Here is a 6994-nt window from a genome sequence, read left to right on the forward strand (position 1 = left end):
ATGGCAAGCGAGAATTTCCGAGAAAAGTTGTTTTTTGCGAATTCGTAAAGGAGGATCAAATCCGAAATGGCTGTTGTCGACACGAGTGGTTTTCACAAGGGTATGAAGATTGAGACCGAAGGGGCGATCTGGGAGATAGTCGAGTACAAGCATTCAAAGATGGCGCAGAGAAGCCCGATAGTTACGGCGAGACTTAAGAATATCGCCACGGGAGCCGTACGGGAAATGAAATTCCGCGCGGGAGACACGTTTAACGTTCCCGATATCCAGAAAAGAACCATGCAGTATCTCTACAGGGACGATGAGATGTTTTACTTTATGGATTCCGAGACTTTCGACCAGTTTCCTTTCAGGGCGGATGCAATAGGGGATACGACGAAGTTTCTCAAGGAACAGCAGGAGGTCACGGTGCAGATGCATGAAGGAGAACTCATAGGAGTGGAACTTCCCACGGCCGTTGTCTTCGAGGTTACCCACACGGAACCTGGAGTGAAGGGAGATACGGTTTCAAGTACCACGAAACCGGCGACCATAGAAACCGGAGCAGTGGTGGCCGTTCCTCTTTTTATCAATATCGGGGACATGATAAAAGTCGATACGAGAAACGGGAACTATCTCGAAAGAGCGAAATCCTGAGCGAAGGCTGCCTATGTTAACTGCGACCTATTTCCCGAAAGGGTCCTCAATTTCCGGATGCCAGAGCTTGAAGTGTTCTCTGTGCAGGTCGTGGTATGAATCTTTCTCGAAATACTTATCGTAGAATTCAAGATCAAGGTGGTGGGCCTGAAATACCAGCCGTACGAACATCGGGTCCAGGAAAGCCGGGAATCTCCCGTAGTTCTCATAAACGTAGGTGCAGAAATCCTTCACTATCTGTATTCTGACTTCGGAAGGATGGTATTCGTCACGCAGGATCGACGCGGGATCTCTGTAGGGAAAAGGATTATCCTCCTTCCAAAACTGGCCCCTTACTTCCAGGAACTTGTCGACGGCTTCGCTCATGTCCTCCACGTAGGGAGGGCAGAGAGATTCGAAAACTCCGTCCCTCCCGACGGGATAAGGCGGGTTTGTGCTCCTGATGCTTTCCTCCGGCTGGACGAACCGGAATCCGAGCCCTTTGTGGGAAGGGTCTACCCCGAGTGCGTAATGGGGAAGCAGTCCGGTGAAAGTCCAGCCTCCGAGACCCAGGGCCTGCAGCGCTAGGTTCATGTTCTGGCTTATAAAGGCCTGCTCCACATTAAGCGTGGTCAGTACCCTTAATTCCAGGTCGAACAGAGAAAGCCTGACATCGTTTCTTATGTAGCCTTTCTCTATCCACTTATCAAGACCGCACGATCTTCCCCCGTTGAGTTCGTCAATAATGTTGAATCCGTACTTGGCTCCGAAGTATATGAACAGAAGCACCATGTACTCGACTGTGGTGTTGGTTACCGGGATAAAGAAAGTCGTTCCCGGCTTGTTTGTATTCCATGCGTTAAAGTCGAAAAGGCCAGGTTCTCCCTTCGGGAGATCGGCTCTTTGGTTCTCAAGGGTAATTCTGCTTGTCCTGAAAAGCTCGACTATTTTTTCAAGCTGCTTTTCCCTGTCAAGCGACATGAAGATGGAGGTGTCGGGGGGCATGAGGTCAAAAAGCCGCACCATGTAAACGCCTTCGTCGTTTGTGTAGAAAAGTTCGGTCGAATGAGAGTTGCAGGAGCACGGCCAGCTTCTGCCGGTCCACTGGAAAAGCCACGATATGCCGGTTCTCGGAAGGTCTCCCAAGGAAAGGCCCGTGGTTCCCGTGCCCGCCCAGATCAAAAAAGCCTCTTCAAGTTCTGAGAGAGGGATTGGGTCGTGAGCGGAACTGTAAGCCAGATTTCCCTCGGGAATCTCCATCCCGAGGCCGAAGCGGCGCGATCTTCTTGAGAATATGGAATCCAGAAGACTGAAGTTTATGGCTCGTTCAAAGCCTTGGGGAATTTTCATTTTTCCGCTCTTTTAGGCGGCCCTGCGAAAAACGGCCCGTTTTCGGTCAGTTGTTAAGGGCTTTGCATTCCTCGCAGATTCCGCTGAAAAGCACCGAGTATCCAAGAATCTTGTAATTGTCTATTTGCGGATCGAGTTCCGAGTAAGCCATGGAACCGTCGTAGATGTCCTCTATCTTTTTGCATTTTACGCATACGACATGGTGGTGGGGTTCCATGTTGGCGTCGTATCTTGCGGCGTGATACAAGGTGTTAACTACTGATATGAGTCCCATTCGCTCGAATGTCTCAAGCGTTCTGTACACGGTGGTAAGGGATATGTTCGGATAGTAGTCCTTTATGTTCTTGTAGATCATCTCGGTGCTCGGGTGCTGCATGCTTCCCGCGAGCTCCCTGTATATCGCTATTCTCTGGGGAGTTACTTTAAGCCCCAGCTCTTTGCTTCTTTTTATGAATTGCGATATCTTGTTTTCCGTTGTTAGTTCCGGGTTTTTCATGATCAGCCCCCGAGACGGGATTAAAACATACCGTCTCCAGTGTACCTTAAAATCATCTGACTCTCAAAACTGCGTGTCATGGCAAAGACAACGATTGAGTTCATGAAGGAAAACAGGGTCGTGGCCGTTATACGCTCTATAAGTTACGAAAAATCTCTTGAATTCGCAAGGGGATGCATCGACGGCGGGATAAGAATCATAGAAATCATATCGGTTTCTCCGGGTTCGCAAAGGCTTGTTCGGGAACTTGCCTCTGAGGACGGAATATGCGTCGGGGCGGGCACGGTTCTTGATCGTGATTCCGCCGAGCGGATGCGTGACTGCGGGGCCCGTTTCATAGTTTCTCCGCACACCGACCCCCGGATAATCGAGTACTGCCGGGAAAGCGGCATCACTGTGGTATCAGGGGCGTTTACCTCCTCTGAGATGGTTAACGCCCGCGCCATGGGAGCGGACTTCGTGAAGATATTCCCCGCTTCAAGTTTTGGCCCGGGTTACGTGAAAGCCATAAAGGAGCCCCTCGGATTTATGGATATTATGGTCACCGGAGGAATTACCGAGGAGAACATCCGGGATTATCTCTCGGCGGGAGCAGCGCTTGCCGGGGTTTCTACGGCGCTTCTGGGCGGAGGAGACGACTATCAGTCCATAAAGCAGAGAGCCGGGGAGTTCTCCCGGTTCTGCACATAGAAGATGGATACAAAGCCTGTTGCGAGAGAATTCTATCTTGACTCGATAGACGAGGTATTTGCCGAGATCTTCTGTCTTTTCGGCGGCGGTTTTCATGTCCTTATGGAAATTGTCCCCGAGACTTCACTGGTAGGCGCTTCTTTTCTCCCCAGTACTGCGGCGGTTCATCGAGACGAAGCGGTCGATTTCGAGCTTTGTGCCTTTGAGTGTTCGGGTGTTTCCGCGGAGGATTTCGAGGAGTATGTGGAAATTCCCGTGCATACGAGCAGCGCGCTTGAGTTCTTCGACTATGTTTTTTCACAAGAAACGAAGATTGACTGCCACGTGGACTTCTCGGGAAACAGCTGGATGATAATTCTTAACTGCTCGCGGTGAAAATCGCCGCGGCTGTGTTCTTCGGATTTGCCGACCTAGGGTCGCAGCCGGGCTTTTAGTTCGGCACGGGCAACAAAATATGGTTCAGAGAACTGCGTTTTCAAGAGACTGGACGAACTGAATCCCCCGGATGTTCTTTCTGCTGAGGCGATTATCGTTTGTAATGAACAGGTCTGCCCTTGCAACGGAAGCGCATGCGAGCTGTATAGCATCTGGAGCCTGAATTGAAGGGTCCTGGCGGATTTCAGCAAACTTGAGGGCGGCAGGGGAATCAAACGGCAGTACTGTCGCAGCAGCTGAAATCGCAAGTTCATAAAACTGTGCAAGCTTGTCATCGCCCATTTTCTTGGGTTTGATGAGAATCTCACCCAGCGTGAGTGCCGAAGTGAGCAGTTCATCTTCGCGTTCAATCATCCGTTGGCGCAGTGCCGAAACTCGCTCGCTCCGCTCGCCTTTGTCTTCAAAGAGATATATGAAGAGATTTGTATCCCAGAAAATTCTGCTCATTGCCATCCCGCACGAAGTTGACTGACGTAGGAGTCCGCATCTTCTTGGGCCCATATCTCTTTTCCCATGCCACTTAGTGAAAGTATCGGGTCAACCTCCTCGGTATTGGCGCCTCCTGTATAATCATGATTATACCAGTCAAGCAGCTCGCGATACTTCTTTGGAATATCCTTCTCGTTTGGGGCATTTTTTCCGGTACGAAGATGGTGGTACGGATCTCCTGGCTTGTAGAGTCGGCGGCGTCCTTTGGATGTTTCAATCAGCATTTTGTATCTTCCTGGATTGGGAGGTCTGTTAGCCACGCAGTGAAGGTAGGCATGAATTTGCACTCCGGGTCTTAGCGGCTCCGGGCCAGCGACTTTTTCGATTTCTGCTTGACGAACTATTTCCCTGACAGCAAAGTCTCTCTGATCGGGGTTTTTTATATGAAGTAGCGCTGTTGCTATCCATACCTCATCGGCGACAAGAATTTTTACCATACTGCTCTCCTTATCTTTGTATACAAGGTAAACTTAGTATGTTGTGATTACAATGTCAAATTTGGAGAGGAGAGGCGGATTTGTAGAGGATATGAAAAACATAGAACTATGGCACCTAAATGAAGAACAAATGCTCGAGAAAATGAATTCCTTGGCACGCGACGCAATGAATTTTTCAATTTACAGCCCCGAGGATCGGATCTGGTCATTCGTATGAGGTTCGTTTCAGCTCGGAGCATTCGGAAAGGTTTCGTCAATCATGGGAGATAGGACAGGGAAAGTTTAAGGAAATCACCCATGGGCGGGAGCCTTTAGCTCGCGTATTTTGCGGCTGACTCCTGTATCAATGACTGAACATGAGGAGATGAAACTGGCCTTTGACCACTAGAGGTTTTACGTATTCATCTCTTAAATTCAAGGGACTGAATTTCCGTCAAGCCCTGCAAAATCCCTGCAATCCCCACGGCTTTTTCACGCTAGTTGCAGGCAGTAATTTTATTTAAAGTTTCCGGGAAGTTAAAAAAAGCCTATGGCTTTTTCCCATGTTTGCGGGTATAACCCGTAAACATGGATACCAAATCACAACACAATCACCCGCAGTTCTCCTTGCAGGACGTCATAGTGAGAGTAGTGAGTTCCAACGAAGTTCTCAAGTGGGAGGCTCTCATGAGAGAACATCATTACCTTGGCTTCAAACAGTTCGCCGGCAGAGGTATGCGCTACGTAGCGGAGCATAAGGGACAATGGCTGGCTATCGCAGCGTGGCAGGCAGGCGCTTTTATGTGCGCCCCCCGTGACCGCTGGGTGGGATGGAAAAAAGAGTGTCAGTTCAAAAACCTCCACCTCATAGGGAACAACACCAGGTTTCTTATACTGGGCGAAGCGGGAGAGTTCCCCAATCTTGCTTCTTATTTCCTATCTTCCATGACAAGGAGATTAAGCTCAGACTGGATGGAGCACTACGGACACGGTCTGCTGCTTGCCGAGAGTTTTGTAGACCCAAGACACTTTGACGGGGGAATGTACAAGGCGTCTAACTGGGAGTTTGCCGGTCTGAGCAGAGGATACGCCCGTTCCAACGGCAGCTACAAAAAGCCCCATGGCAACAGGAAGGAACTTTATGTCTGTCCGCTGCGCAAAAATGCCGGGAGCATGCTTCGCAACGCCGATTCTCTGGGAGATGAGTGGAAGGCCAAAAGAGCGGGTACGCGGCGTTCGGACGAGGAGCTTTCTTCGCTTTACGAGGCGTTGGGCGATATTCCTGATTATCGCAGAGCCCAGGGGAGAAAGCACACGGTGCAGTGTGTTCTGGCCATCTATATTCTCTCCACTTTGTCCGGCAACACCGGAACTTATGCCGCCGCGCAGTTTGCAGAGAATCTTTCACAGAAAGAACTTGCGTTGCTCGGGGCTTGGTACAACAGGGAGAAACGAAGGTATGAATCTCCTTCCAATCCCACGATGCACAGGATGATAAGGAATCTGGATACGCAGAAGCTTGAAGCCGTGGTTTCCCGTTTCACCACACCCCAGATAGAGGTTTCAAAGGCCGTGGCTGTTGACGGAAAGCGCATACGGGGCGCAAACAGAAACGCAGAAGATCACTACGAGGTGGTAACGCTGGTTGATCATGCAAGCGGAGTGCCTCTTGGGAGTCTTGATTTAAGGGATGAGGGTGCGGAGATAGCCGCGGTGCTCTCTTTGCTTGAAGTGGTGTGTGTTGAGGGGAAGGTGATAACCCTTGACGCTCTGCATACGACGAAGAACACCGCGCGCGCCATAGTGGAGTCTCATGGGGCGGATTATATGTTTACGGTAAAAGGCAACAGCCCCACGGCGCATGAGAGGCTGACGGCGCTTGAGTGGGGCAGGGATGCCGTGGGGCGTTTTACGGAGAAGGTGAGCAAGGGACATGGGCGCATGGAGCAGCGTTCAATAGAAGTTGTCAATGCGTACTTCAGAATGATTGACTACCCGCACGCAAAGCAGGTTTTCAGGGTGAGGCGCTGGGCGAAGAACGTAAAGACGGGGAAAGAGAGTGTCGAACACGCCTATGGCATTACGTCGGCGGACGCGGAGAAAGCATCCCCGCAGCAGCTGCTTGAGTGGAACAGGGGGCATTGGGCGGTGGAGAGCAAGAATCACTACCGTCGCGACGTCACTTTCGGTGAGGACAGAAGCACGGTGCGGGTGGGCTCGGGTCCTGCCAACAGCGCTGTATGCAACAATATAGCGCTTGCGGTGATATTGGGACGGAAAAAGGAATTTGAGAGCGTTCCCGCGGCCGCCAGACACTTTTCTCAGAACAGAGGAGATGCGTTTTGCGCTATAGAACTCTCACCCCGAGAGTGATTGTCGCACTATAGCCGTAATTTTTCAAAAAAAACTGAGGTCTCAAGGAACAGCTGTGTCTTGAAGACGGAATTTTGCGTGTGCGCCAAGCAAACTAATGCTGGGACAGCCGGTGGAAGTCCGGCGGAGG

Annotated in this window: 9 protein-coding genes; 5 read left to right on the forward strand and 4 right to left on the reverse strand. The window is 50.6% G+C overall.

From position 1 onward, the window contains the following. Positions 1 to 66 precede the first annotated feature (66 nt). Positions 67 to 636, forward strand: a complete 570-nt coding sequence (gene efp, locus OXG75_05825) for an elongation factor P (GenBank protein ID MCY3625488.1) — start codon at positions 67 to 69, stop codon at positions 634 to 636. Positions 637 to 663: 27 nt separating this feature from the next. Here efp and OXG75_05830 read toward each other — a convergent pair whose 3' ends face one another. Both OXG75_05830 and OXG75_05835 read right to left on the reverse strand, forming a co-directional pair. Then, a complete protein-coding gene (locus OXG75_05830; GenBank protein MCY3625489.1) occupies positions 664 to 1965 on the reverse strand; it encodes a hypothetical protein in 1302 nt (433 codons plus the stop codon). Positions 1966 to 2011: 46 nt separating this feature from the next. Then, positions 2012 to 2461 carry a transcriptional repressor gene (locus OXG75_05835; protein MCY3625490.1) on the reverse strand — a complete coding sequence of 150 codons (450 nt, stop codon included), beginning with the start codon at positions 2459 to 2461 and terminating at the stop codon, positions 2012 to 2014. A gap of 78 nt (positions 2462 to 2539) precedes the next feature. Between OXG75_05835 and OXG75_05840 the strand changes: the two genes are divergently transcribed. After that, positions 2540 to 3151 carry a bifunctional 4-hydroxy-2-oxoglutarate aldolase/2-dehydro-3-deoxy-phosphogluconate aldolase gene (locus OXG75_05840; GenBank protein ID MCY3625491.1) on the forward strand — a complete coding sequence of 204 codons (612 nt, stop codon included), beginning with the start codon at positions 2540 to 2542 and terminating at the stop codon, positions 3149 to 3151. 3 nt (positions 3152 to 3154) lie between these two features. After that, the gene (locus OXG75_05845; protein MCY3625492.1) at positions 3155 to 3526 is read left to right on the forward strand and encodes a hypothetical protein; all 372 of its coding nucleotides are present in this window, start codon (positions 3155 to 3157) and stop codon (positions 3524 to 3526) included. Between the two features lie 84 nt (positions 3527 to 3610). Here the strand turns inward: OXG75_05845 and OXG75_05850 are convergent, their stop codons facing one another. Both OXG75_05850 and OXG75_05855 read right to left on the reverse strand, forming a co-directional pair. Next, a complete protein-coding gene (locus OXG75_05850) occupies positions 3611 to 4033 on the reverse strand; it encodes a PIN domain-containing protein (GenBank protein MCY3625493.1) in 423 nt (140 codons plus the stop codon). Next, positions 4030 to 4512, reverse strand: coding sequence for a hypothetical protein (locus tag OXG75_05855; protein ID MCY3625494.1), 483 nt, complete (start codon positions 4510 to 4512; stop codon positions 4030 to 4032). Before OXG75_05855 ends, OXG75_05850 begins: the two co-directional genes overlap by 4 nt. A 91-nt stretch (positions 4513 to 4603) precedes the next feature. On the opposite strand from OXG75_05855, the gene OXG75_05860 reads away from it, so the two are divergent. Both OXG75_05860 and OXG75_05865 read left to right on the forward strand, forming a co-directional pair. Further along, positions 4604 to 4729, forward strand: a complete 126-nt coding sequence (locus OXG75_05860; GenBank protein ID MCY3625495.1) for a hypothetical protein — start codon at positions 4604 to 4606, stop codon at positions 4727 to 4729. 350 nt (positions 4730 to 5079) lie between these two features. Beyond that, positions 5080 to 6864 carry an ISAs1 family transposase gene (locus OXG75_05865; GenBank protein ID MCY3625496.1) on the forward strand — a complete coding sequence of 595 codons (1785 nt, stop codon included), beginning with the start codon at positions 5080 to 5082 and terminating at the stop codon, positions 6862 to 6864. Positions 6865 to 6994: the final 130 nt, after the last annotated feature.

The sequence above is a fragment of the Candidatus Dadabacteria bacterium genome, assembly GCA_026705445.1.
GTDB lineage: Bacteria > Desulfobacterota_D > UBA1144 > Nemesobacterales > Nemesobacteraceae > Nemesobacter.